The 25,483-nt window shown below is 69.6% G+C and carries 19 protein-coding genes; 8 read left to right on the top strand and 11 right to left on the bottom strand.

The annotated features are described in order from the left end of the window. Positions 1–66 precede the first annotated feature (66 nt). Positions 67–615, bottom strand: coding sequence for a tellurite resistance TerB family protein (locus J7E87_RS30385; protein ID WP_215097816.1), 549 nt, complete (start codon positions 613–615; stop codon positions 67–69). A gap of 386 nt (positions 616–1,001) precedes the next feature. Between J7E87_RS30385 and J7E87_RS30380 the strand changes: the two genes are divergently transcribed. Continuing rightward, positions 1,002–2,090, top strand: coding sequence for a PP2C family protein-serine/threonine phosphatase (locus J7E87_RS30380; RefSeq protein WP_308313131.1), 1,089 nt, complete (start codon positions 1,002–1,004; stop codon positions 2,088–2,090). A gap of 682 nt (positions 2,091–2,772) precedes the next feature. Continuing rightward, positions 2,773–4,305, top strand: coding sequence for a SpoIIE family protein phosphatase (locus J7E87_RS30375; protein ID WP_215097814.1), 1,533 nt, complete (start codon positions 2,773–2,775; stop codon positions 4,303–4,305). A 73-nt stretch (positions 4,306–4,378) separates the two neighbouring features. On the opposite strand, the gene J7E87_RS30370 is transcribed toward J7E87_RS30375, so the two are convergent. The 4 genes from J7E87_RS30370 to J7E87_RS30355 all read right to left on the bottom strand — a co-directional run bounded on the left by J7E87_RS30370 (position 4,379) and on the right by J7E87_RS30355 (position 12,203). Beyond that, entirely contained in the window at positions 4,379–5,263 is an 885-nt protein-coding gene (locus J7E87_RS30370) for a hypothetical protein (protein ID WP_251018225.1), read from the bottom strand. Between the two features lie 943 nt (positions 5,264–6,206). Then, positions 6,207–7,082, bottom strand: coding sequence for an adhesin (locus J7E87_RS30365; protein WP_215097813.1), 876 nt, complete (start codon positions 7,080–7,082; stop codon positions 6,207–6,209). 193 nt (positions 7,083–7,275) lie between these two features. Further along, on the bottom strand, positions 7,276–9,093 hold the full coding sequence (locus J7E87_RS30360; RefSeq protein WP_215097812.1) for an MFS transporter: 1,818 nt from the start codon (positions 9,091–9,093) through the stop codon (positions 7,276–7,278). Positions 9,094–9,302: 209 nt separating this feature from the next. Beyond that, complete coding sequence (locus tag J7E87_RS30355) at positions 9,303–12,203, bottom strand: serine hydrolase (RefSeq protein ID WP_215097811.1); 2,901 nt, start codon at positions 12,201–12,203, stop codon at positions 9,303–9,305. Between the two features lie 254 nt (positions 12,204–12,457). On the opposite strand from J7E87_RS30355, the gene J7E87_RS30350 reads away from it, so the two are divergent. From J7E87_RS30350 to J7E87_RS30340, 3 genes are all read left to right on the top strand, one after another. Beyond that, positions 12,458–13,189 carry a GPP34 family phosphoprotein gene (locus J7E87_RS30350; RefSeq protein WP_215097810.1) on the top strand — a complete coding sequence of 244 codons (732 nt, stop codon included), beginning with the start codon at positions 12,458–12,460 and terminating at the stop codon, positions 13,187–13,189. A gap of 243 nt (positions 13,190–13,432) precedes the next feature. Then, on the top strand, positions 13,433–14,290 hold the full coding sequence (locus J7E87_RS30345) for a helix-turn-helix transcriptional regulator (RefSeq protein WP_215097809.1): 858 nt from the start codon (positions 13,433–13,435) through the stop codon (positions 14,288–14,290). 230 nt (positions 14,291–14,520) lie between these two features. Beyond that, positions 14,521–14,730 (top strand): DUF397 domain-containing protein, encoded by a 210-nt coding sequence (locus tag J7E87_RS30340; RefSeq protein ID WP_215097808.1) that lies wholly within the window; start codon positions 14,521–14,523, stop codon positions 14,728–14,730. A gap of 162 nt (positions 14,731–14,892) precedes the next feature. Here the strand turns inward: J7E87_RS30340 and J7E87_RS30335 are convergent, their stop codons facing one another. Continuing rightward, on the bottom strand, positions 14,893–15,708 hold the full coding sequence (locus J7E87_RS30335; RefSeq protein WP_215097829.1) for a hypothetical protein: 816 nt from the start codon (positions 15,706–15,708) through the stop codon (positions 14,893–14,895). Between the two features lie 183 nt (positions 15,709–15,891). Here J7E87_RS30335 and J7E87_RS30330 point away from each other — a divergent pair, with 183 nt between their 5' ends. Together J7E87_RS30330 and J7E87_RS30325 are read left to right on the top strand one after the other, a co-directional pair. Further along, a complete protein-coding gene (locus tag J7E87_RS30330) occupies positions 15,892–16,674 on the top strand; it encodes an SDR family oxidoreductase (RefSeq protein ID WP_215097807.1) in 783 nt (260 codons plus the stop codon). A gap of 332 nt (positions 16,675–17,006) precedes the next feature. Continuing rightward, positions 17,007–18,590 (top strand): sodium:solute symporter family protein, encoded by a 1,584-nt coding sequence (locus tag J7E87_RS30325; RefSeq protein ID WP_215097806.1) that lies wholly within the window; start codon positions 17,007–17,009, stop codon positions 18,588–18,590. A 38-nt stretch (positions 18,591–18,628) separates the two neighbouring features. Here the strand turns inward: J7E87_RS30325 and J7E87_RS30320 are convergent, their stop codons facing one another. From J7E87_RS30320 to J7E87_RS30300, 5 genes are all read right to left on the bottom strand, one after another. Beyond that, entirely contained in the window at positions 18,629–19,744 is a 1,116-nt protein-coding gene (locus J7E87_RS30320) for an ADP-ribosylglycohydrolase family protein (protein ID WP_215097805.1), read from the bottom strand. A 214-nt stretch (positions 19,745–19,958) separates the two neighbouring features. Then, on the bottom strand, positions 19,959–20,522 hold the full coding sequence (locus tag J7E87_RS30315) for a hypothetical protein (RefSeq protein WP_215097831.1): 564 nt from the start codon (positions 20,520–20,522) through the stop codon (positions 19,959–19,961). Next, positions 20,519–21,280, bottom strand: a complete 762-nt coding sequence (locus tag J7E87_RS30310) for an ATP-binding protein (RefSeq protein WP_251018223.1) — start codon at positions 21,278–21,280, stop codon at positions 20,519–20,521. The genes J7E87_RS30315 and J7E87_RS30310 overlap by 4 nt, the downstream gene beginning before the upstream one ends. 4 nt (positions 21,281–21,284) lie before the next feature. Beyond that, positions 21,285–23,891, bottom strand: coding sequence for a bifunctional FO biosynthesis protein CofGH (locus J7E87_RS30305; RefSeq protein WP_215097804.1), 2,607 nt, complete (start codon positions 23,889–23,891; stop codon positions 21,285–21,287). A 61-nt stretch (positions 23,892–23,952) separates the two neighbouring features. After that, on the bottom strand, positions 23,953–24,309 hold the full coding sequence (locus J7E87_RS30300; protein ID WP_308313130.1) for a hypothetical protein: 357 nt from the start codon (positions 24,307–24,309) through the stop codon (positions 23,953–23,955). Positions 24,310–24,606: 297 nt separating this feature from the next. On the opposite strand from J7E87_RS30300, the gene J7E87_RS30295 reads away from it, so the two are divergent. Next, positions 24,607–25,458 carry a serine hydrolase gene (locus J7E87_RS30295; protein WP_215097803.1) on the top strand — a complete coding sequence of 284 codons (852 nt, stop codon included), beginning with the start codon at positions 24,607–24,609 and terminating at the stop codon, positions 25,456–25,458. The last annotated feature ends 25 nt before the right edge of the window (positions 25,459–25,483 follow it).

Below are 25,483 nucleotides of genomic sequence, written 5' to 3'. Positions count from 1 at the left end.
CCGACCGTCCGGTTCCCGTGGCGTGGTGCCGCGTCAGCACCGCGGGAACCGGATCGCAGGCGCAGATCAGAGCTGGAACTCCGCGGGAGACAGTCCCAGCGCCGCGCAGGCCTCCCGGATGATCGTCTGCTCGGCCTGGGAGAAGTCGCCGTCGGCACCCGCGATGACGATGCCGGTCTGGATCACCGCCCTCGCCTCGGTCGGCTTCTTGGCGGTCTTGGCGATCTCCTGCATCGCCTCGGTCTTGCCCAGCTGGAAGTTGTGGGTCAGCTGGTCCACATGCTTGTTGAAGCGCTGGCGCAACTGCTCCGGCGGGAAGTTCTGCAGCACGTCATTGCTGAGGATCATCGACTCCACGTGCTGCCGCTCGGCCGGGTCCACGTGCCCGTCCGCGGCCGCGACCAGTGCGCACATCGCCATGCTCGCGTCCCGGTACGCACCGCTCTTCAGCTCGGTCTTGAGGGAGCCGAGCTGCGTCTTCAGTGCGCTGACCAGCTGGGCGCGTGAACCACCGCCGGCCCGCGCGCCGCCGCTCCGTCCGCCGTTCGCGCCGCGCCCGCCCTGGGACTGCTGCAGAGTCTTGGCCTGGTCCTTGATTCGGTCCCACACTGCCATTGACGTCACCTCGGTATTCTCTGAGTCATCGGTCGCGAGCCCCCGCGCGCGCTCACCGGACCAACGGGCGCTCCCGAGTAAAGGTTCCGCAAAGTGCGCCGACCCTGCCCTCGTTCGGCGAAGTTCGCCGCGGCAAGGTGGTGGATCCCCGCCGGGCGCCGATTCCCTGAGTTCGCGCCGGGAGATCACCCTCACGATCACGTCACCGTCGTGAACTGGCGCCGAGACGCGGCGTACCGCGGCGAGGAGCCCGAGCTCTTCTTGAGCGTTGAGTGGAGTACTCAACGTCAGCGAGGCACGCTGTACCCATGCGGTCGCTCTTCCGCTCACCTCCTCGACCAGGAGCGGGCGGTCACAGTCGGGTCCTCTTCACGCTGGCCAAGTGTGTGCCGTTCGCGATCGCGCTGGCCGTGCTGGTCATCGAGCTCTCGCCTGCACACTTCATCTATACGGGCCCCCTTCTCACAGCGATGCCTGCGCTGGCCGCGGTGACGATGGGCCCCAAGGGCACCGCCTCGGCGGCGGCTCTCGCGTTGGCGGTCTGCGTGACCACCGCCACCTACAACCAGGCCTGGGGCACCCTGCAGGTCTATACCAACCTCTTCGCTCTGGCCATGGTGTCCGTGGCCGGATTCATCATGAGCAGGGCCGTGCAGACGCGCAGGCAGAGCGAGCTCGACCAGGTTCGCCGGATCGCCGTTGCAGCACAGGAGGTCGTACTGCGGCCTGTACCCGCGCGGCTGGGCCCGGTGCGGGCGGGCAGCCTGTGCCTCGCAGCCGGGACGGGGGCGCTGATCGGCGGTGATCTGTACGAGGCCGTTCAGACGCGGTACGGCGTCCGGCTGATCGTGGGGGACGTCCGCGGCAAGGGGCTGTCTGCCATGCGCGCGGTCGCGGTGGCGCTGGGCGCGTTTCGCGAGGCCGCGCACTACGAGGATGACCTGGTGGAGGTCATGAACCATTGCGCGGCCGCGCTGCGACGGGCGGTCGCCGTACCGGGTGCGTACGCTCAGGAAGTCCTGACGGAAGGATTCACCACCGCGCTCATCGCCCAGGTACCGGACGATCGGGTGGTGCAACTGGTCAACCGTGGCCATCCGCCACCGCTGGTGCTGCACCAGGGCAGAGCTCAGGACCTGATGCCCGCCTCGCCACTGCCGCCTCTCGGCCTGGAAGACCTCTTCAACGGCCCTGCCGCCAAGCCCGAGAGCTATCCGTTCGTACCCGGCGACCGTCTGCTGCTGTACACCGACGGCGTGATCGAAGCCCGCAATCGCGACAACGAATTCTTTGCCCTGCCCGAGACCATGGAGAGGATACGCACCAGCACCACCCCGTCGGAGTTCCTGGACGAACTGCACCAGGCACTGATCCGCCACACTGGGGGTCACTTGGTCGACGATGTGGCGATGATCCTCGTTGACCGGGTCGACGAGGAAGCCGGCAACCAGCGCAGCCGCCACCTCCTCACCTGACAGGCCGCATTGACTACCTCCCCGCAGGGCTGCGCTCAGTCACAGCGGCAACAGACGGCCTCTGCTCCCGGTCGACGTGCTTCGTCGGCAAGGTCGCAGCAGGAAGCCCGGGCCACGGCCCGGGGCTTCGGTTCGAGCTGGTTCAGCTGACGCGCCCTATCGGCGAACCTTGATCGTGATCTGGATGCCGCCGGCGTTAGACCCAGCACCACTGACAGGGCAGGGCGCCGGGGCCAGGTCCTCGGAGCCCTCCGCTCCCGGCTCGCCTCGGCGCTGGGGCGCACCATCCCCGTAGCCATGGTTCTGGCCGTGAACCACAGGCAAAACCTGCGCTCCCAGGCACTCCAGTTGCATCCTGAAGACGAACGAAGCAGGTAGGAGCGATGGGCCACCGGTCCTGTTGCCCTCCTGAAGCGGGTGTCGCAGGTTCGAATCCTTGTCGTCCGGGGCCGTTTGCGTGAGTGGACGGGCTGCGGCTCCGTTTCGGATGCGGGGGCGGCCCGCCCGGTCCAGCCGCTCTCTTGCCCCCGGGAAATACACACCTGTCCAGGTCAGACCGGTGTGGGTGCGTGAGCGGCCGGTGGAGGAGGACGATGGGGCTGGGACTGTTCGAGGCAGGTGCATGGTCCTGGCCAGCGCCAGGCATCACGCCCCAGCGGCGGCCGGAAGGAGAGCCTGGGATATGGGTGTAACCGAGCCCTTCCGGGGCGATCCCGCTACGGCGGGTGCCATTCCCTCCGCGCCCGGCGGCCTGTTCGATGTGCTGAGTGTCGCCGCCGTCGTCCTGGGCCCCGAGGGGCGGATCCGGTTGTGGAGCCCGGAGGCCGAGCACCTGTTCGGCTACGGCGCCGAGGAGGCCCTGGGCCGGTCCGCGGTCCACCTGCTGATCCGCGAGGAGCACCGGGACCAGGTGCTGACGCTGTTCGCCCAGGTCATGGCGGGCGGCGGCAGCTGGGCGGGAGTCTTCCCCGTCCAGCACAAGGACGGCAGCACGCGCATGGTGGAGTTCCGCAACATGCGGCTGCAGGACGAGGAGCAGCACCTGTACGCCCTTGGCCTGGCCACGGACCAGGCGACACTGCGGCAACTCGAGCGCGACCTGGCATTGTCCGCCCGACTTGTGTCCCAGTCGCCGATCGGACTGGGCGTGCTGGATACCGACCTTCGGTACGTCTCGGTCAACCCGGCGGAGGAGCGGATGAACGGCGTACCTGCCGCCGAGCACATTGGCCGGCACGTCCATGACGTGCTCCCCTTCTTGGACGAGTCCTTCGAGAGGGCAATGAAGAAGGTTTTGGCCACCGGTGTTCCGGTCCTGGACCAGTACACCGTCGGCCGCACCCCGGCCGACCCGGACAATGATCACGCCTGGTCGGTCTCGTTCTACCGGCTCGAAGCCCCCAGCGGGGAATTGCTCGGAGTGGCCACCTCCAGCGTGGATGTCACCGAGCGGCACCGCGCCGTCGAAGAACAACGCCGCACCGCCCTCACCCTCCAGCGCAGCCTGCTGCCCCACCCGCCACCGCGCCGGCCAGGTCTGGATGTCGCCTTTCGCTACCGTCCCGCCCAGGCCACCGTCGAGATCGGCGGCGACTGGTTCGACGTCATACCCCTGAGCGGCGACAAGACCGCCCTCGTCGTCGGTGACGTCATGGGAAGCGGGGTAGGAGCCGCAGCCACCATGGGCCAGCTCCGCACCGCCACCCGGACGCTGGCTGACCTCGATCTCGACCCCGCCCAGGTCATGCACCACCTCGACCACGTCACCGACGGTCTGGAAACCATCGCGACCTGTGTCTATGCCGTCTACGACCCCTACACCGCGCAGTGCCGCATCTCCCTTGCCGGGCACCTGCCGCCCGTCCTCCTCCATCCGGACGGCAAGCGAGAGCTTCTCGACCTGCCCACCGGCGCGCCGCTGGGCGGCTGCGGCGTTCGCTTCCACACGACCTGCTTCGACATCGAGCCGGGCGCCCAGCTCGTCCTCTACACCGACGGCCTGGTCGAGACCCGCGACCAGCCGATCGACGAACGCCTGGACGCTCTCCTGCGCGTCCTCGACGACCCCGACCGCCCGCTGGACGAAACCTGCGACCTGCTTCTCCACACCCTGCGCCACCCGGGAGACCACGACGACGTAGCCCTGCTCATCGCGCGGGCCAGCCCTTGCCCAAGGGGCGAGGAGGCTTCTCGCGCCTGCTCTCGCCCCCAGTGAAGGCGTCGGGACCCTCACCCGCCGTTGGACTGCCCCGGGCCGGGCTCCGGCACCGCCGGCGCGCCTTCTTCGCTCAGGGCTTGCCGAGCGCCAGGTCTCCGATCACTCCGATCCGGATGCCCAACCACGGATAGCTGTGGTTGTAGAACACGTTGTCCTGCGGTTGCAGTCCGACCGCCGAGGGCCACATCTGGAAGGCCGGCGCGTTGGAGATCCCGCCGTGCAATCGCCGCCAGACCCGCCCGAAGTCCCGTCCGGAGGGGGCCGCCGTGATCGTGTCGGTCCACTCGACCGCGTTTCCGCCCTGGTCGAGAGTGCCCCACGGCGAGGTGGTCCTCGCCTGGCCGACCGTGCCGAGGCTGCCCTCATAGAGCTCGGGGTACGTGATGGGGTTCAGCCCGATCGGGTTGACGGTGGAGCAGGCGTCGGGCTGCACCTGGGCCGGGCACCAGCTCGGTGCCGGCAGGTCGGTGGCGTGGTACGAAGCCAGTGGCTGGGTCGCCGCGTTGGTGACATCGCCGGTGGTGGGGTTGAGGACGGTGGTGTTGGGGGCGCTGTCGTCGCCGTCGCCGAAGACTCCGGGGTTGGTCGGGTACTTCCAGTAGGAGTAGGTGCCGCCGCCGCTCGGGTCGTAGTAGGCCGCCTTGATCCACTCGTCCTGGCTCGGCACGACGAAGCCGGAAGCACGGGTTCGGGTCGCATCCGGCCGGGAGAGGTCGTACATCCCGCGCTCGGTCCGGTCCGACAGCTCGACCCGGTAGGTGACGTGGCCGAAGCCGCCGTTGCTGGTGGTCTGCTTGGAGATCAGTCGACCGTTGTAGAGCGAGTTGACGAAGCGCGCCGCGTCCAGGAAGTTCGCGAAACCGTACGGCTTGTCCGCCCACTGCGGATAACCGACCGAGTAGTGGCGGCCGTTGCGGCATCGGCGGCGAAGTTGACCTGGCCGTACTTCGGCCACCCTGAGGAGCTCTCGGTCTCGACGAAGAGACGATGGCGATTACGCCCCTCGGGATCGACCGTGTTCAGGAACGCCACCCACTGCTCGACAGTGACCTCGAGCTGCCCGATCTCGTAGGGATAACTGACGCCGCCGACCATCAGGCAGTCACTCGAGGTCGTGGGGGCGTCGGCGCACGATGGGTAGATGGCGTCCGTGAACGGGACGACGCCGGCCGAAGGATTACCCGGCGCGCCGACCTTGGCGGTCGTCACTGTGATGACCGCGCCATCCCCGGACGTTGTGCTCCCGGGCGGACGCGGCCCGGCGGCAGCGGCACTGGAGTCGGCTGTCGCGAACGGAGCGAGCAGTGCCGATACCCCGCACGCCGCCACGACGGCCCTGGTGAGGCGGGTGCGGTGGGTGCGGCGGGAAACGAAGCGCATGGGCATACCTTTTCGGCCATGGCAGCCCGCCCCTTGGCCGGGAAGAGCGCGGAGCGGCCCGACGATCACAACGACGGTTGGCGTCACATTAGCTCCGCCCGCTACTCCACACGCCCAAGGCATCACAGAGCGCGTTGCCGACCGTATCCACTCCCAGCAGCGATACGACCGGGCTTCCGGTCGCCGCCGGGCGCGAGATCGAACCCCCAGGGCCGATCACGCGCAGCCGTTCGGAGTACTGGTCGACGAGCCGCCCGACCGGGCGCGCCATCGTCGATTCCGCCCGGCGGCGTCCGTTCGACTACCGGATCAGGCCGCCATCAGGCCGGTATCAGGGAGTCCGAACGCCCTTTCCGATTGACGCGGGCATGCTTGCTCGCGTTTCACCGGGAAGACTGGATCAGCCGCCGCAGACGCCGACGCGGCGGGTCAACCGAGCTTTGATCACTGGGGTGTTGTCCCTCCGGCAGCCGCTGAGTCGGAGCTCGGCCCGGCGCTGAGCCGGGCCGACTCACCCCTCACGCGCGGCAATCCGCCCTCATCTGGGCCGCCGCGTGGTGCGCCCCGTCGCGCTCGTCGCTGCCCCAGTCCATGCCTCGATCCACCAGCTGCACCGCCAGCTGCTGGTCGCGGACCGGGATCTTCTCGACGATCAGGCCGCTGCCGCGCAGTGATGTCTGGTCGATCTCGAAGGACTTGATCGCACTGTCCTCGTCGTCGGGATCGGCCAGCACGTTGTACGTCGACGGCTTGCCCGCCACATCTCTGTCGCGGCGGCTTTCGGGGATGACGACGGACACCGAGCAGCTCGTGTAGCCGCTGCCCACGTACCAGGACCAGGTCGCCGTGCCCCCGCTGTCCTTCGTCGAGCTGCCCGACATGGGGATCGCGGAGAAGGATCCGTCGCAGCCGTCAGCCTTGTGGCCGCCCTCGTCCACCGTGTACCAGCCGTCGTCGCCGTCGCTGTAGCGGCCCCGCTCGCGGTACTGCCCGCCGCCGCTGCAGCCCGGGCCCGCCCAGGCGGAGTACGACGGGCCCTGGGCATTCTGCGGAGGCTTCGGCTTGCGCGGGCCGATCCGGGTCGGGGTCGGCAGGGGCTTGCGGGAGGCGGAGGGAGAAGGGGAGGGCGAGTCGCCGGGCAGCGCGGTGGGGACGATGCGCTGCGGGGCTCCGCCGAGCTCCCCGGGGACGAAGGGGGAATCGTCGGCCGCCTCGGTCGGGGCCTGATCGTCCTCGTACAGCGTGGCCGCCGAGACGGCCAGCGCGAGCATTGTCAGCACAACCGCCCCGGTCAGCAGGATCTTTCCGGTACGGGAGAGGAGGGAGATGCGCCCCGACAGCGTCTCCCGTGCAACCCACGCCCCGCCCGCGGACCGACCACCCCGACCGCTCACACAGCCCCCACCGCACTCTGGACAGCCAAGACCTGGCAGCGCGCCCCTGCCGTTGCCACCGCATCGTTCGCATGCCATGTCACACCTGAACCAGTAGACCAACCACGCGGTATGCCAAGGGAGTCCACTATGCATCAGCGCAACAGGCGGAGATAGGTGTTAACGCGGGTAATGGGAGAGCGGTTGTAAGTGGTCAGCGGAGCTCATCGGGGCAAGGTGTCCCCCGCGGCAGTTGGTACGGCGCCGCCAGCCGGTAGACCCCCGGGGCGGGCGCGAGCAGTTCGGTCCACTCGTCGCCCTCCGTGTCCTCCTCCGCCTTCAGCAGACAACCGTTCCGATTGTCGAAGGTCTTCGGCTCCTCCTCGCCGGCCTTCGACTCCTCCGTCTCCTCAGGCTCCCTCACCTTCTGGCCCTGCTCGTCGACGATGCTCAGCCACGGCGAGTACGGGACCCGGATCAGCACCCGGCCCGCCGTCTTCACATGGATCGTGAGCTCTCCCGCGCCGGCGTGGTCAACCGTGGCGGGCAGGGCGGCCAGCGGCATCGGGTCCTTCACCGCGAACATCTGCCAGTTCGCGTCGCTCCAGATTCGCGTGAGATACGGCTGCCCGTCACGTACCAGCTCCGCCTCCTGCTTCGCCCCGCTGGAGTCGGGCTCACCCTTCGGCAGCACCACATAGCGGACCGCCCACCGGTCCAGCCAGGCCCGGTAGCCGGCCGAGGTCAGCGGCTTGTCGGCGTCGTAGAAAAGGGGGTTGCGCTTCATGTCCGCCTGACGGCTCCAGCCGCGGGCCAGATTCACGTACGGAGCGAGAGCCGACGCCTCACGGTGGCTGCTCGCGGGAACCACCTCGACCCGGCCACGCTCGGCGCGGACCTGCTGGAGCCTGTTGACCAGCGGCGCGAGCTCACGGTTCCACGACGCGGCCGGGGCCGTACGCACCATGTCGTCGACGGCCTTGAAGCCTATCCAGAAGTTCATCCCGAGGAAGGCGATGACGAGCGCGTACCACTTGCGGGAGCGCGGGACGGTGTACGGAAGCGCCGCCAGCAGCACGACGCCCGCGAAGAGCATCGGGAGCCGGGACACGTTCGAACCGATCTGGGAATCGATCACCCACGTCAGCAGCGTGCCGAGGGTGTAGACCGCAGCGGCGGCGCGGACCGTGCGCCAGTCCTTCGGTACGAGAACGAGGACGAAGACCCCGTAGAGGAACGGCAACGAGGTCGACCAGAACGACATCGGCTGCGTACCGGAGAAGGGGAACAGCCAGGCGGAGAGCGCCACGACCACGACCGGGGCGAGCCCGAGGGTGTACGCGCCGGGCCGGCGGCCGTTCAGGAACAGCGCGGCGGCGACGACGCCGAGGAACAGCCCGGCGACCGGGCTCGAGGCGGTGGCGAGGCCGGCGAGCGGGGCTGCCACCGCTGCCTTGGCCCAGCGATTCGTTCTCCAGCGGTGCGGCCAGCAGAAGACCGCGGCCACCGCGCCCAGCGCGAACATCATTCCGAGACCGAAGGTCACCCGGCCGGAGAGCGCGTTGCAGAGGAAGGCGAAGACCCCGGCCAGCGAGCAGGCGACGGGATTGCGGACAGCGCGGACGCGGACCAGGATCAGCGAGGTCAGCGCGGCGGAGACCGTACCGGCGACCATCATCGTGGAGCGGACGCCGAGCAGGGACATCAGATACGGCGAGACGACGCTGTACGAGACCGGATGCATCCCGCCGTACCAGGCGAGGTTGTACGCGGAGTCGGGGTGGCGGCCGACGAACTCGGCCCAGGCGTCCTGGGCAGCGATGTCGCCGCCGCTGTTCGCGAGGAAGAAGAACCAGATCAGGTGGGTCAGCGCGGCGAGTGCCGTCGCGAGGGGTACGGGGTGGCGGCTGAGCCGGTCGCGAAGATCGTCGAGGAGGCCGGGGTCCGCGTCGCCGGGCAGCGGGACGGGTATTCGCGGCCCGGCGTCGGGGCTGCTGCTGCCGTTCGCCTGTGTCGGCTCAGCGGTGGTCACTGCGGCTCTCCCCGTCCTCCCCGGCTGCGCCGTTGTCCCCCGGCCTGCCAACCTCCGGCGTGCTTGGTGCTGACTTCGTGCCGGTGTTCCTCCCTCAAGGACGCTCTCCCGGCGCCCCGAAGTTGCCAAGAAGTCGCCCCGAAGTTGCCACGGGACGCTAGCACGCGGGCGTCCCGGTCCCCCAGGACGCCCGCGTCGCCTGCCGGCTGCTAGCCGATGCGGGTGAGCTTGGCGCCCAATCCAGGTTCCGCCAGGTCCTGCTGGAGCGCGACCGGTGCGCTGACCCTGCCGGTGCCGGAGCCGACGGACAGCTGGCCGACGACGGTGCCCGCCTTGGCCGTGTGAGGGATCGTCCTGCCTCCGTCGGCGAGTTCGATCTCGATCTTCAGACCGGCCCAGCCGACCGCCTTGAACTCCTTGGTGGCGACGACGGGGGTCCGGCCGCCGAGGCCGTCGTCGACGTACCCGACGACATCGCCCTTCTTGATGACCGTCGCGGAGGTTACGCCGGCCTGGGCGGCCTCGATCACCCTGATGCTGTGGGTGATCGCCAGCTCCAGCTTGTCGTTGAGGATGGCGGCTTTCTGAACGCCCATCGTGATGCCGACGATACGGCGCACCTGGCCGTCGACCACGACGTTCGCCGACCAGAGCAGGTTGCCGCCGGCCGGGGTGGACGAACCGGTCTTGATACCGCCCACGCCCTCCTTCAGCAGGGCCCTGTCGTTGTTGTTCCTGATCTGCCCGTCGATGCCGGGGACCGTGGTGAAGGTCGTGTTGACGATCTTCCGGAACACGTCGTACTGCATGACCGCCTTGGCCAGCTTGAGCTGGTCCTGCGGGGAGGAGACGGTCGTGGCCTTGAGGCCGCTGGGGTCCGTGTAGGTGCTGTTGGTCATGCCGAGTTCCTTGGCGGCGTCGTTCATCTTCTTGACGAACTCGGCCTCGGACTTGGCGTCCCAGCGGGCGAGGAGGCGCGCGGCATTGTTGCCGGACGGGATCATCAGCAGCTGCAGCATCTGCAGCTCAGTGAACTGCTGCCCCGTCGAGATCTGCGCGGTCGACTCGTCGCCGAGCTTCGACTCGTCCTCGGCCTGCTGGTCGACGGTGATCTTCGGGCCGACTTCCGCGCCCTTGATCGGGTGGTTCTTGAGGATCACGTACGCCGTCATCGTCTTGGCGATGCTCGCGATCGGGGCGGGCTTCTGCGCGCCGTACGTCCCCATGCTGCCGACGCCCTCGACCTCGACGGCCCCCTGGCCCTCGTCGGCCCAGGGCAGGGCGAGTTGTCCGCCCTTGAAGGTGAAGGTGGGCTCGGCGGAGAGGGCGAGTTCGGCTTCGGGGAGCGGGCGGAAAGCTTGTGCGACAGCAAAAATAATCAGCAGCAGAACGACGAGCGGCGTCCAGATCTTGATCCGCCGCATGACGGTGCGGACAGGGGTCTGTGGCGGCGGCGGGGTGTTCGTCAGCTCGGCGAGAAGGTCGAGCGGCGGCAGCGGCGGCATGGGCTGCTGCCTGGTCCGCTCGGCTTCGGTGAGCGAGGCGGGAGGCGTGGGCGCCGCTTCAGGCTTGGCCGGAGCAGCTGTACTTGCCGCTTCGGTCCGCAGCGGCACAAAGGTGCTGCTCCACTCGGCGGACGCCCCGGGCCGGGGCTTCGGGGGCACTTTGAGCGCGGTGGTCGGCTGGTCGACCGCGGGCCGCCGCAGCGCCTTGAACGCGGCGGTGGGCTGATCGACGGCAGGCTTGGACGGCTTTGCTTCCGCAGATCCGGACGTGGTGGGCGCGGCCTTGGCCTTGGCGTCGGGGGACGCGTCCGGCTTGGCTGCCTCGCTCTTCGCGGGGGCGGATTCCGCCGAACCGGCGGTGCGGTCCCGCGGCTTGTCGGCGCTCGGCGCGGGGGTCCCGTCGGCGGGGGCGTCCGCGGCGTCGGCGGTGTCCTTGGCGGACGGCGCGTCGTCCTTGTCCTTGGCGGACGGCGCGTCGTCCTTCACTCCGGCGGATTCCGCCGAACCGGCGGTCGCCTTCGCCTCGTCGTCGGGAGCGGTCGCGGCCGGTCCGCCGTCGCTCGACGCTGCGGCCGTCCCGTCGCCGGGGGCGTCCTCGATGTCAGCGCCGGTCTCGCCGGTCGACGCGTCGGCCGGGCCGGCCTCGCTGTCGTCGCTGGAGGCGTCCACAACGTCCGCGTCCGCGTCGTCGGCAGGCGCGTCCTCACGACTGTCGGCATCCGGCTCCACGGAGTCAGCCGCATCCTCAGCCGCACCATCGCCACCCGAGGCGTCCACGGAGCCCGGAGCGTCCGCTTCCGGATCCTCGGCCTGCGACTCCGCCTGCTCGCCCGCGACCGCGTCACGGACGCTTCCAGGCGCGTCCTCACGCCCTTCCGCGCCCCGCTCCACGGAGTCAGACACATCCTCAGCCGCAACGCCGTCGTCGGAGGCATCCACAACGTCCGCGTCCGCATCGTCGGCAGACGCATCCTCACGACCGCCGGCATCCGGCTCCACGGAGTCAGACACATCCTCAGCCGCAACGTCATCGCCCGAGGCGTCCACAACGTCCGCGTCCGCATCGTCGGCAGGCGCATCCTCACGACCGCCGGCATCCGGCTCCACGGAGTCAGCCGCATCCTCAGCCGCACCATCGCCACCCGAGGCGTCCACCGCGTCCGGAGCGTCCGCTTCCGGATCCTCGGCCTGCGACTCCGTCTGCTCACCCGCCTCCGCGTCCCCGTCCGCGCCGGCCACCCACGCCGCCACCGCCGAGCGCAGCCTCACGTCGTTCTCCACCGAGCCCGATTCCGTACCCGGCTCCATACGCGGCTCCGTACGCGGCTTCGAACCGGCACCCATGTCCGGCTCCAAGCCGGCCCCCGTGCCGGACCGTGAGTCCGCCCCCGCGTCCTGGTCCGCGCCCGGTCCGCCGCTCCGCTCGGACGCCGGGAGCTTGAACACCGCCGTCGGCTGGTCCACCCCGGGGGCCGTCGCCCCCGGAGATGCGCGGAACACGGCGAGACGCGGGTCGCGTTCACCCGGAGCCGTCTCCCCCGACGACTTCCGCTGCTCCGACTTGTCGGGGGACTCGCCCGCCACCGTGCCTCCTCCATGAGTCATGCGCCATGCGTCATGCGTCTTGCGTTGTGCGTTGTGCCCTAATGCCCAAATGCCCAAATACACATCGCACAGGCGCCGTCAGACCGGCAGCCCGTGTTGTCCGAACCATCTACCAGTGTCCTGTGTGAGAAGACAGCCCCCGCGCATAGACGAGAACGACATACCTGCCGGTTCCCGCAGAAAGCACCCACGCGCTCTCGACAGACCAATGTGAGAGGGGTCACCCTGTCATTCATCCACGCGGGGAGGCATGGATGGGCAGGAGCCGCAGAACACTTCCGGAGGAGCTTCTGTTGCTCGCTCTGGACCCGACCACGGGTACCACAGCGCAGCCGCAGTCGCTCGACCTCGGCCTGGCCGGAGCTCAGCTAGTAGAGCTGGCTCTGGCAGGACGGATAGCCCCAGACGGGGATCGTATCGCCGTGGTGATGCCACGGCCGACCGGAGATCCGACTTTGGACTCCGCACTGGAACTGCTGCGCAGACGCGGCAGCCCGGTTCGGGCAGTTCACTGGATTGGCGGGCCCCGACTGGGGTTGCGCCAGATTTACCTCTCGCATCTGGAGCGGTGCGGCATGGTGCATGCCGTGGCGGGCCAGATGTGCGGAGTGCTGCCGACGACTCGCTACCAGGCGACGGAGACGGCGATCAGCCGGGACATCAGGGCCCGGCTGGACAGTGCGATCCGCACCGGCGTACCGCCGGACCCGCGGACCGCGGCGCTCGCCGCGCTGGCCCACGCGGTCGGACTCGGCAAGCACCTGTACCCCGGGAACGAAGGGCGTTCCTCGAGGTCCCGTCTGCGGGACCTCATCAGGCACGACCCCATGGGCGGACTCGTGGCGCACGCCGTGATGGACGTCCAGAACGGTGTGGCCGCTCAGCCACGCCGTAATCCCACCGCACAGCCCGGCAGCCGACAGCCGACGGCGGCCGTGTCGATGCAACCACGCCGCGGAAGCATGGCCCGCGTCGCCGCGCACTGACGCAGCAGCACCGAACAGTACGAACCGCACCACGCTTTCCAGGAACAACCGCACAAGGTCCGCCGCACCGACGTCCCCATGACCCGGTTCGGGAGCCGCACAGGACGCGCGGGGCAGCCACAGCGCCGCCCCGCGCGTTCGCGCGTGCAGCCGTGTGGCCATTTGGCAGCGCAGCCACGACCATTGGTGGCAATCTGCTGAGCAATAGATACGCTCAGCTACGCAGCCGGAGGTGCAGTTTCCGTGGCGTCCAACGTCAACCCCACCGTCAGGCGACGCCGATTGGGCCAGGAGCTGCGCCGGCTCCGCGAACTCAAGGGCATGACGGCCGAAGAGGTGGCGGAGCGCCTTCTCGTCTCCCAGTCGAAGATCAGCCGCCTCGAGAACGGCCGCCGCTCGATCAGTCAGCGCGACGTCCGCGACCTGTGCGGGGTGTACGAGGTCGAGGACCACCGCATAGTCGACTCGTTGATGCAGATGGCCAAGGACTCCCGCCAGCAGGGCTGGTGGCACGCCTTCGGCGACATCCCGTACAGCGTGTACATCGGCCTGGAAACCGACGCGGCCAGCCTGCGGGTGTACGAACCCCAGGTCGTCCCCGGTCTGTTGCAGACCCGGCAGTACGCCGAGGCGCTGATCGCCGGCGCGCTGCCCGAGAGCGGCACCACCGACGTCGAGAAACGGGTCAGCGTCCGGGTGCGCCGCCAGGAGCGGGTCAACGACACCGAGCACCCGCTGCGGCTGTGGGTGGTGATCGACGAGGCCGCGCTGCGCCGTATCGTCGGCGACAAGCAGCTGATGCGCGAGCAGTTGGAGCATCTGGTGGAGCTGTCCCAGCTGCCGCATGTCACCGTGCAGGTGCTGCCCTTCGAGATGGGCGCCCACCCGGGCATCAACGGCCAGTACGCGATCCTGGAGTTCCCGGACGCGGCCGACTCGAGCGTCGTCTACATCGAGGGCGTGACGAGCGACCTGTACCTGGAGAAGGCCAACGATGTGCAGAAGTACAGCGTCATGTACGAGCATCTGCGCGCCCAGGCCCTGAACGTGGATCACACGAGGCAGTTCATCGCGGACATCGCAAAGGAGTACGCCCACTGATACGGGCACCGGCACGACGGCTGACGAGTCTGCCGATTCCCCCTCGGAAAGGCCACTGCGGCGAGGCGGACCGTAAGGTACACCCTCGCCCCGGTGGGGCGGAAGAGCCCATGGAATATGCCATCCGGTCGAGTGAACGCCTGCCTCGCGCACCCATCGCGGCGAGTAGCGTCGATCACGCCAACAAGAACGTTGGCGCAAATGACACCACTTGCCGAAGCGGAGCGAACATGGCAATCATTCAGGGCGCCACGGATACCTGGACGAAGTCCTCGTACTCCACAGGAAACGGCGCATGCGTAGAGGTCAAGTCCCCCGTCGTGCGGGCCATTGCCGTCCGGGACTCCAAAGTCGCCGCGGGCCCGTCGATCACCTTCATCCCCGAGTCGTGGACCTCCTTCGTGAACGAAGTGGGGCACGGCGCTTTCGATCTCGGCTGAGCACGACTCTGGGGGAGCAGGCCGAACACCGCGCACCGACGCAGCACAGAGCACCAAGAGCACCATCTGACAGAGCCCTCTCGACTGGTCCGCCGTCCCGGCCGAGGGGGCTCGGCCACGCCCCCACGACCATCCCCACCCGCTTCCGTCCCGCGCTTCGGCTCAGCGAAGTTGATCTACGTAGCGGTCGGTACCGGGGACCGTCGGGATGAAGGGAGCCACCAGCTCCACCCGCCCGAGCCCCGATTCGGCGACGGCCGCGTCGAGCCCGGCGAACGCGGACTGCCAACGCTTCCTCGGGTCCTCCTCGAGGAACCACAGCAGCGTCAGCCGGGTGTCGACGCCCTCCACCTGCTTCACATAGGTCATCCGGTCGCCCGGCAGCGGAGTCGGCCGGAAGACCGTCACCATCGCCGCGCGGGAACCGGCCAGCCGCTGTGGCAGATGCTTCGTACGCAGCCACTCCAGCAGCTCGGCCCGTTGCTCCGGCCCGTCGGCGTCGATCACCTCCACCACCAGGCCCGCGTACGGATGATCCAGCGCGTGGTAGTCACGCGGGCCGGCCGCGCCGTCCCGGTAGACGGTCGCCTCGTGGTCCTGGAAGGCCGTGAAGACATGCGTACGGTCCTGGTGGACGCGCCCGTCCCGGTTGAGCCGCTTGTTGATGCCGACGGTCCACTTCATGTGGTCGCTGTAGCGGCCCTCAGTGATCCAGTACGTGGAGATGTAGCAGCCCGTGGTAACGGGCTGGGCCACCGCCGACTTCTCGGGGTAGCGCAGCAGTTGGAGCTCCCTCGTGGCGACCCAGCGCCGCCCCGCGTACATCCAGGGCATCGCCATCGCGCCCGCGTAGTAGTGGTCGTCCTCGTACCAGCGGTTGTACGCGCGCTCATGGCCGGGGTGCGGTTCGACCATGGTGATCAGGGCGTGGCCGGGGCGCACCCCGTACGGTCCGACGCCCGCCAGCTCCGCGTACACCTCGCTGCGTGTGTCCTGACCGCGCGTGTCCTGACCGCGTGCGTCCTGACCGCGCGTCCCCTCGTCACCCGCGGCCCCGTTGCGTATGTCCTCGCTCACGATGTCCGCTCCCCTTCCTTCCGTCGGCGCGGGAACCTACTCTGACGCTCCGTCAGAAGAACTGCCATAGCCGGGAGGCCGCGAATGCTGCTCAACGGGAAGACAGTGATCGTCTCCGGCGTCGGGCCCGGACTCGGGCATCAGGTCGCCGCCACCGTCGTGCGGGACGGGGGCAACGCGGTCCTCGGGGCCCGTACCGAGGGGAATCTCGCCAAGTCGGCCGCGGACATCGACCCCGACGGCTCGCGGACCGCGTACCGGGCCACGGACATCACCGACGAGGCGCAGTGCGACGCCCTGGCCGCGCTCGCGCTGGAGCGGTTCGGGCGGATCGACGCGGTCGTCCATGTCGCCGCCTGGGACAGCTATTTCGGCGGCCTGGCCGACGCGGACTTCGAAACCTGGCAGGGCGTCATCGATGTGAATCTGCTGGGGACGCTGCGGATGACCCGGGCCTGCCTGCCGGCGCTGAAGGAGCGCGGAGGCTCGGTCGTCATCATCGGTACGCAGTCGGCGGTGGCCGCGCCCTCACAGGTGTGGCAGGCGGCGTACGCGGCATCCAAGGGCGCGCTGACCTCGGCGATGTACTCGCTGGCACGCGAGCTGGGCCCGGACCGGATCCGGGTGAACACCGTGCTGCCGGGCTGGATGTGGGGGCCGCCCGTCCAGGCGTACGTCCAGTTCACCGCGCACACCGAGGGCGTACCGCAGGACGAGGTGCTCGCGCGGCTCACTGAGCGGATGGCGCTGCCCGAGCTGGCCACGGACGGAGATGTGGCGGAGGCCGCCGCCTTCCTCGCCTCCGACCGGGCCCGGGCGATCACGGGTCAGTCACTACTGGTCAACGCCGGCGAACTGATGCGGTAGGCACCTCCTTTACGTCCGCACGGGACCCGCGTCCCGTGCGGTCTTGTCGTATCCGCGGAGCCTGACGAAGTGCCCTCCCCCTGTCTTTGGCGGGGGCCCCAACATCGTGTGGCCGCCGTCACGTTGACGACAACGTCCGGGAAGGTCAAGAACAAGCAAAATCGTTCTGCTTTCTGACCTGCGTTCACATCCCTGACCGTGCATCCCCTTGACCCACCGCCCCGGCAGGCGGTTCAATCCCCGAAGTCCCCGCTCCCGCACGGGGGCGCCGCTGATCGGACGTACTGACGAAGAGCTTTGACGTTCACAAGGCGGACCCCAGGAGGGGGCACATGAACAGTCTCGACTGGACCGTGCTCATCGGATACTTCGGTGTGATGGTCGCGATCGGACTCTGGTCGCACAAACGCGTCGACAACGTCAGCGACTTCTTCACCGCCGGCGGCAAGATGCCGTGGTGGCTGTCGGGCATCTCCCATCACATGTCCGGCTACAGCGCGGTGATGTTCACCGGCTACGCGGCCATCGCGTACACCTACGGCGTCACCTCGTACGTCACCTGGTCATTCCCCATCGCGATCGGCATCGCCATCGGCTCCCGGGTGTTCGCGCCCCGGCTCAACCGCGTGCGCTCGAAGCTGCATGTGGCCTCGCCGCTCGAATACCTCAAGAACCGCTACAACCTGCCCACCCAACAGGCGCTGGCCTGGTCCGGCGTACTGCTGAAGATCGTCGACGTCGGCGCCAAGTGGGCCGCCATCGCCACACTGCTCTCCGTCTTCACCGGTGTCTCCCTCAACACGGGCATCCTGATCACCGGCGCGGTCACCGCCGTGTACTGCACCGTCGGCGGCCTGTGGGCCGATGCCCTCACCGAACTCGGCCAGTTCATCATCCAGTTCATCGCCGGTATCGCGATGCTCGTCGCGGTCATGGCCGAACTGGGCGGTTTCAGCTCCCTGTGGAACGTCTGGGACGAGCCGGAACTCAAGGGCCACGCGGAGCCGCTGGCCGGCCCGTACATGATGGTCTTCCTGATCGCCTACCTCTTCATCAAGACCTTCGAGTACAACGGCGGCATGTGGAACCAGGCCCAGCGCTACATGGCCACCGACTCCGCGAAGTCGGCTGAGCGCTCCGGCCGGCTGTCCGCCGCGCTGTGGCTCGTCTGGCCGCTGGTGCTGTTCTTCCCGATGTGGGTGGCGCCGCTGATCATCGACACGAAGGTGCCCGCCGACTCGTACGCGCTGATGGCCGAACAGCTGCTGCCGCACGGTCTGCTGGGCCTGGTCATCGTGGGCTTCTTCTCCCACACCATGGCCATGTGCTCCTCCGACGCCAACGCGATCGCGGCGGTCGTCACCCGCGACATCATGCCCGCCGTGTCCCGCAAGGTCCGCGAATGGGACACCCGCGCGGGGCTGCTGGCAGCCCGCTGGGCCACGCTGCTCTTCCTCGGTCTCTCGATGGCCATCGCGACCCAGGTCAACTCGGACTTCTTCGGTGACATCATCACGGTCGTCATCAAGTGGGTCGCGGGGCTCATGGGTCCGATCGCGATCCCGCTGATGCTGGGCATGCTGCCCTGGTTCCGCAAGAGCGGGCCGACGGCGGCGCTGGTCAGCTGGGGGCTCGGCCTGCTCACCTTCTGGCTGGTCAACTACCCGATCAGCTGGAGCGTCGAAGGCGGCGTGCCGTTGCAGTACCAGGTGTCGATCCCGCTGGCGGTCTCGCTCGTCCTGTACATCCTGATCGGCCTCATCAAGCCGGAGGACACCCCCGAGCGCGACGACCTGATCGCACGGATCAACTCGGACGGAGACGGCCCGGACTCGGCGCTCGCCGCCGCGTCCGTGCCGGCGCCGGCGGAGCCGGCCGAGGCGAAGGCGCTCGGCCGCGAGGGTGTGGACGGCTGACGCACGCGCGCCCTCGTACGTGCACCCTCGTACGTGCGTCAGCCGCGCGGGTAGCGCGACAGCCAGCCGGGCGTGGTGACCGTGGGCCCGTGCAGGGCCGGGCCCTGGGTCATCTCCATCGCGAAGTCGTCGGCGATCTCAAGGACCGCGGGGCGCCCCTCCAGCTCGCAGAGCCAGGCGGGCGGCAGCGCCGTCTCGCCGTGCAGCGCGCCCAGCAGCGAGCCGGTGACGGCGCCGGTCGTCTGGGAGGGGCCGTCGTGGTTGACGGCCAGACGCAGACCGTGCCGGATGTCCTCGCCGACGAGAGCGCAGTAGACGGCGATGGCAAGGGCGTCCTCGGCGCCATGGCCCTCGCCGAGCGAGGCGATCCTGGCGGGGCTCGGAATGCCCTGGCGTACGGCGCCGAGCGCGTGCTTGAGGGCGTCCGTGACGGGCTGGTGGCCCGGGCGCGCGGCCAGCTGGGCGAGCGCGCGCTGCACGGAGCCGTCGAGGGTCTCGCCGCGGGCCAGACCGTGCACGACGACGGCGAACGCGCCGGCCGAGAGATACGCGGTGGGGTGACCGTGCGTCTGCGCCGCGCACTCCACCGCCAGCTGGCAGACGAGCTCCGGCTCCCAGCCGACGAGCAGCCCGAACGGCGCGGAGCGCACCAGCGCGCCCGCGTCGCGCGCGGCGGGGTTCTTGGGTGCTTCGAGGGTGCCCATGGTCTCGTCGCCGAGCCCGATGAGGCAGGCCTTGGCCGGGTCGCGTCGGGTGTAGAGCCATTCCTCGCGGGCGAGCCAGCCATTGTCCTTGCGGCGCTCGTCGGGGCCCCAGTCGTGCTGGGTGGCGGCCCATCTCAGATAGGCGCGGTGCACATCGGTCGGCGGGTGCCAGGCGCCGGTGTCCCGGCGGACCTGGGCGCGGATCAGCCCGTCGACGGTGAACAGGGTCAGCTGGGTGGCGGCGGTGACGGCCCCCCGGCGGCCGTGGGAGGGCACGAGGTCGACGAGCCCGTCCGGGCCGTGGGCCGCGCGGATCTCCTCCATGGTGAGCGCGGCGACCCCGGCGCCGAGCGCGTCGCCGATGGCGCCGCCGAGCAGGGCGCCGCGCACCCGGGCGCGGAAGTCCTGCTGCTCGGCACGGCCCCAGACGGCTGTGGCTGCTGCGCTCACCGCGCGTCCTCCCTGGACGTCGAACGTATGGCCTGGCGCAGCACTGTAATCGAACGGGAACGCGGGGTTCAGGGGCGCGAGGGTGACCGGGGCGGCAGGGTGGCCGGTTTGTCCTCAAACGCCGGAGGGGCCGGAGTTCGCGTCCCGGCCCATGGTCGGGCGGCGCGGCCCCCGCACGAAGGGTGACCCGGGACCGTACGGCGCCGGTTCGTCCTCAATCGCCGGACAGGCCGGAAAAGGCGTCCCGGGCCCTGGTCAGGCGGTGCAGCCTCGGCTCCAGTTCGGTCGGGTCCGCGCCCGGGCAGGCGAGCAGCTCGGTCAGGTCGTCCGCCGCGTCTGCCACCGTCGTCCAGGTGGGCGTCTCGGCGAGGAGGCCGGCGAGCAGAGTGTCGGCGCGGGGCCAGTCCCCCTGCGCACAGGCGACGACCAGCAGCTCAGCATCGGCGGCACGCCACAGCTCGGCAACCTCCGCCAGCCCCTCCGTACGACTCACCGTGAGCGCCGGCTGGAACGAGGCGGGGTCGGCAGTCCGCAGCCTCTGGGCCGCCTCCCTCGCCGGGGCGAAGCGGCCGGCCCTGCGGTGAGCGCGGGTGAGCAGGGCGAGGTGGTTCGCGTCCTGCTCGTCCCCGGCGGCCTCCCCCAGGGCTGTCAGCGCCTCCTCCGGGCGGTCGAGGTACAGGTAGACCCTTGCCCGCTCGCGGTGCACCGCCGGGTCGTCGTCGCCGAGCTCCAGCCGGCGCTCGAGGTCCGCGAGCGCCGGCAGCAGACGGCCGGTCACCAAGCGCACCGACGCCCGGCGTGCGTGCACCCACCGCGGGTCGAGCGCGATCGCCCGGTCCAGCTCGGCCAGCGCCTCCTCGTACCGCTCCAGGTCCTGGAGGGCCGCACCCCCGCGCCGCCCCAACCCGGTTCAGCTCGGCGACCAGGACCGGAGTGAGGGCCCGGACGGGGTTGAGCACCAGCTGTACGTCCTCGCTTGCCGAAACGGGTGGTCAGGACGGCCCTTACGTGATCGGCGCCGTGGGCGACCTGCGCCGGGTCGACGGCTCCGGCGAGCGCGCCGATGCCCGGCACCATGCCAAGTCCGATCAGAGAGGCCTGGGCCGCGGCCATGCTGCCCACGGAGGGCTGCTGCGGCTGTCCGTCCGCCGCCGCGTTGGTCAGTGCCTCCGCCTCGTACCGGCGCTGGTGGTAGGTCGCCAGCTGCCGGTCGAGAGCCTTGAGCACCTGCCCCTGCTCGGCGAACTGGGCGCTGATCGCCTCCATCGCCTCCGGCACGCTGTTCACGGACTCGTCGAGGACTGCGGTGAGCGCCTGGCGCCGGCGCGCACTCTGCACCAGCTCGCGCACGAGGGAGGTCTTGCCGACACCCGCGTTGCCGTGGATATGGAAGATGAAGCGGTGCCGCGGATCCTCCGGGGGGACGTCGAAGTTCTCGCGGAAGGTGGCGAGTTCGTCGTGCCGCCCCACGAATCCCGCGCGTCTGCGGATGTTGATCAGTTCCTGCATCGACAGTCTCGCGGCACCGGCACTCATGCGGTCAGTCTGGCAGCAGCGGCAGCAGCTCGGGCAGATGCCCGTCGGACGCGGCGGCGGCGCGCACGCGCTCCTGGGGCACCTCCCCGTACAGCGTCGTACGCGGCTTCGCGGGGCGGCCCGCCGCCTCCGCGATGGCGATCAGGTCCTGGACGGAACGGTACGAGCCATAACTGGAGCCCGCCATCCGGGAGATGGTCTCCTCCATCAGCGTGCCGCCGAGATCATTGGCGCCGGAGCGGAGCATCTCGGCCGCGCCCTCCGCGCCCAGCTTCACCCAGCTGGTCTGGATGTTGGTGATGTGGGGGTGCAGGAGCAGACGGGCCATCGCGGTGACGGCGCGATTGTCCCGGGTGGTCGGCCCCGGCCGGGCGATCCCCGCCAGATAGACGGGGGCATTCGTATGAATGAAAGGCAGCGTCACGAACTCCGTGAAGCCTTGCCGCCCAGATTCCAGTGCCGCCTGCTGGATCCGCGCCAGTGTGCGGAAGTGGCCGAGCCAGTGCCGGGGCTGGTCCACGTGCCCGTACATCATCGTCGACGACGACCGGATGCCCAGCTCGTGCGCGGTCTTCACGACCTCGATCCACGTGGCGGTCGGCAACTTGCCCTTGGTGAGGATCCAGCGGACCTCGTCGTCGAGGATCTCCGCGGCCGTCCCCGGAATCGAGCCCAGGCCGGCCTCCTTGGCCGACGTCAGCCACTCGCGGATCGAAAGCCCGGTCCGGGTGGCCCCGTTGACGACCTCCATCGGCGAGAAGGCGTGCACATGCATGCCCGGCACGCGCTCCTTCACGGCGCGCGCGATGTCGAAGTACGCGGTGCCGGGCAGGTCGGGATGGATGCCGCCCTGCATGCACACCTCGACCGCGCCCACCTCCCACGCCTGCTCGGCGCGGTCGGCGACCTGGTCCAGCGACAGGGTGTAGGCGTCCGCGTCCGTACGCCGCTGGGCGAAGGCGCAGAAACGGCAGCCGGTGTAGCAGACGTTGGTGAAGTTGATGTTGCGCGTGACGATGTACGTGACGTCGTCGCCGACCACGTCACACCGCAGCTCGTCCGCGATCCGGGTGAGCGCGTCCAGCGCCGGGCCGTCCGCGTGCAGCAGCGCGAGCGCCTCGTCGTCGGTGAGCTTCGTCGGGTCGTCGGCGGCCTGGCTCAGGGCCTGGCGTACATCGGCGTCGATACGGGACGGCACCATGCCGGGCACGGCGGCCTCACGCAGCGCCTCCCAGTCCCCGTACACCTCGTCGAAGTCCTCGCGCCGGTCGCCGGTACGGCCCTCGGTGTCGATGGTGCGGTGCAGATCGGTACGGCCGGAGGCGGTGAACCCCTCATCGGGCTCCTGCCAGGGGTGGCCCTCCACCACCGCGTCCTCGCGGGCCAGCCCGGTCTCCGGGTCGACCAGCGCACGGACGTGCGGCAGCAGGCGGGGGTCCAGCCAGGGCTCGCCGCGCTGGACGAACTCCGGGTAGATGGCCAGGCGTTGCTTCAGCCGGAACCCCTCGGCGGCGGAACGCTCGGCGAGTTCCTCGATCTGCGGCCAGGGGCGCTCGGGGTTCACATGGTCGGGCGTCAGGGGCGAAACACCGCCCCAGTCGTCGATACCGGCGCCGATGAGCCGCGCGTACTCGCCCGCCACCAGGTTGGGCGGCGCCTGGAGGCAGGCCGAAGGACCCATGATGTGCCGGGCGACGGCGACGGTGGCGACCAGGTCGTCCAGCTCCGCGTCCGGCATGCCGCGCATCGCCGTGTCCGGCTTGGCGCGGAAGTTCTGGATGATGAGCTCCTGGATGCCGTGGTAGGCGCGGGAGACGCGGCGCAGCGCGAACAGCGAGTCCGCGCGCTCCTCGTAGTTCTCCCCGATGCCGATCAGCAGCCCGCTGGTGAAGGGGACGGAACTGCGCCCGGCGTCCTCCAGCACCCGCAGCCGGACGGCCGGCTCCTTGTCGGGAGACCCGTAGTGCGGCCCACCGGGCTCGCTCCACAGCCGGGTCGCCGTGGTCTCCAGCATCATGCCCATGGACGGCGCGACCGGCTTGAGCCGCTGGAAGTCGGTCCAGGTCATGACGCCCGGGTTGAGGTGCGGGAGCAGCCCGGTCTCCTCCAGGATGCGGATGGCCATGGCCCGTACGTACGCGATGGTGTCGTCGTATCCCTCGGCCTCCAGCCACTCACGCGCCTCGGGCCAGCGGTCCTCGGGCTTGTCCCCGAGCGTGATCAGCGCTTCCTTGCAGCCCAGTTCGGCCCCGCGCCGGGCGATGTCGAGAACCTCGTCGGGCGACATGAACATCCCATGCCCGGCGCGGCGCAGCTTGCCGGGGACTGTGGCGAAGGTGCAGTAGTGGCACTTGTCGCGGCAGAGCTTGGTCAGCGGGATGAACACGCTTTTGGAGTACGTGATGACCCCGGGCCGCCCCGCGGCCTCCAGCCCGGCATCCCGCACCCGCGCGGCGGACGCACACAGGTCCTTGAGGTCGTCCCCACGCGCCTGCAGCAGCACGGCCGCCTCGCCGGTGTCGAGGGCGACGCCGTCCCGGGCCCGTTTGAGGGCGCGGCGCATGGCGTTCTCGGTGGGCCGTCCAGGTCGTCCGGGCTGGTGATCCGTCATGGACCGAGCATACGAGCGGGTGGGGCCGGGCAGCCCAGGGGCAGCAAAGAGCAGGACACGCTCAGCGCGTGTCTCGCAGCCCGTGGCTGCGTCGAGGACCGAGCCCGGGAGGTGTCCGGATACCGAACTCGCGGCGGAGAGCGGACAGTGCGGCCAGATAGCCGGCCATACCGTGGACGCTGGGGCCGGGAGGGGGCGAGGCGGAGCACAGACAGACACCCGTCAGCGGGGTGCGATAGGGGTCGATGCGCGGAGTGGGGCGCAGCAGGGACTGCCTGAGAGTCATCGCGCCCGCTCCGATGTCCCCGCCCACGTAATTCGGGTTGTACGTCTCGTAACCGGCGCCGCTGATGCCGCGCCGCGCGATCACCGTGTCGGTGAATCCCGGCGCGTATCGCTCGATGCGCGCGGTGATCATTTCGGCCGGGTCGGTGGCGTCCCCGTTGGGGACGTGGGCTCCGCGTGCCCGAGTTTGAGCTGCCGGGTGTCTCCAGCCTCGTCTACAACTGGGGCTCACCGGTTTCGCGTTGACGATGGTCGCCTGCGACCTCATCTTCCTGTCCTCTGTCTTGTCCGGTGCGGGCCGTATGGTTGAAACCGTGCGGAGCCGGTGGAGGCGCGGGCGGGGCGGAAGCCCTGACGCGACGGTCACGCCGCAGAGCTCACCCCACGCTGAGGAACGCAATGTTGCCGTTCCCCAACCGGCAGGATGATCATGTCCGACATCCCCACCTGCATCATCGGCAGCTCACACATCACAGCCCCATTGGCTACCGGTGGACACGACCCCGACAAGTACGCCGAGGTGGGCTCCTTCACCAAAGTCATCACCGGAACCATCCTCGAACAGCTCGCCAGGCAGGGCGTACTGACTGTTGACGATCCTGTCGAACGGTGGCTCGACGTCCCCGCAGGGTCCGGCATCACCCTGCGGCATCTCGCCGAGCACACCTCCGGCCTTCCCCGGGTGCCACCCGGCACCACCAACATCAACCCCTACAAGAAGTTCACCGACGACAGACTGCGTGTGTTCCTCACCGCGGGTCTCGACCGGCTCACCGCCGCCCCCGCCGGAGAGCGAGAGGAATACTCCAACTTCGGCTACTCCGTACTCGGGGCAACCCTCACGGCAGCCAGCGGCCAGGAGTACAGCGATCTTGTCGCCACGCACGTTCTCTCTCCACTCGGCCTGCCACCCGAAGCGATGACCGCGCACCCGCCGGAACACAGCCGAACACTCGCGAGCGGGTGGTTCGGTCGCAGCGTCAAGCCGTGGGACATGACAGGCGCGATTCTGCCCGCAGGCGGTCTCTGGGCCACTCCCCGCACCGTCGCACGCGTACTGACCGGCCTCGTCCTCGACCGCACGCTGGGGGAACCCTCACTCAGCTGGCAGCGCACCGAACCGCTGCCCCTGATGTGGCACAACGGGGGCACCCGTAAATCAACGATCTTCGCCGGCGCCGTCCCCGACGGCCGCTGGATCGTCGTCCACCGCCTGCACGGCTCGCTCGAAGAGACGGACCGCGTAGGGGTGGAACACCTGCGCGCCGCCACCGCAGGCTGACGTACCGGCCAGCGCCTCGGCTCCG

The organism is Streptomyces sp. ISL-1, assembly GCF_018614585.1.
GTDB classification, from domain to species: domain Bacteria; phylum Actinomycetota; class Actinomycetes; order Streptomycetales; family Streptomycetaceae; genus Streptomyces; species Streptomyces maoxianensis.
This window is presented reverse-complemented; position numbering and strand designations above follow the sequence as displayed.